Origin of the sequence: Bartonella sp. CE47NXGY (assembly GCF_042195415.1) — a bacterium.
Lineage (GTDB): Bacteria > Pseudomonadota > Alphaproteobacteria > Rhizobiales > Rhizobiaceae > Bartonella.
This window is the reverse complement of record NZ_JBHIOI010000221.1, coordinates 1-740: the sequence shown is the minus strand read 5'-3', so window position 1 is coordinate 740 and position 740 is coordinate 1. Positions and strand designations below refer to the sequence as shown.

1 protein-coding gene is annotated in these 740 nt (G+C 30.4%); it reads right to left on the bottom strand.

Annotated features, from left to right (window positions below):
- Positions 1-252 precede the first annotated feature (252 nt).
- Entirely contained in the window at positions 253-585 is a 333-nt protein-coding gene (locus tag ACFIL3_RS10780; RefSeq protein ID WP_375612684.1) for a helix-turn-helix domain-containing protein, read from the bottom strand.
- Positions 586-740 lie beyond the last annotated feature (155 nt).

The window sequence follows — 740 nt, the reverse complement described above, 5'->3', positions numbered from 1 at the left end:
TCAGAATTTATAAACACTGGTTTATTCACAAATGCCTCCATACTGCCTATTGGCAAAAGTTATTTTCTAAGATATGGGAGATAAATATATGCAAAAAGTGCAAGTGTCAACATAAAAATGTAAAAAGTGCATATTTATGCTAGATATGTTTTTTTAAAAAGTGCACTATCCACAATTTATGGAGATACAAAATGCAAATAGCGGAACAAGATTCTAATCTTTTAAAAGGGTTTTCTCAGAAAGAAAAGGAAACTATAACTTATCTTTTGATTGCCTTAAAAACTCAATATATAAAATCACAGACTTCTTGTTTTCTTCAGAAAGATCACGATAAAAATTCATAAATTCTTGATCAACATCATTGAAGAAATTGGGGGGGGGCTCGTTAAAAAACTCAGCTATTTTAACTAATTCCCCAATACTTATGCTTCTTGATTTTCCATTTTTGTAAGGATTAATCATTCTGCTTATAGTGGATTGATGGATTCCCAAGTAGGCGGCTAGTTCTATTTGAGCACCGTGTCCGCGCTCGTCTAATTTTTTTTCTAGCCATTGTTGGATACTTTTTTCAATATTGCTACTCATAATTTAAATATTATCCCTAAAAATACGTAAAATGCAAAAATGTGAAAGGTGCATTTTTTGTTGACATATGTAAAAAGTGCAATTATTTATTGTGCTGTTATGGAGATTACATATGCCTTCGAGATTAATTATAAAATATTTAGGTGGTTTCAAAA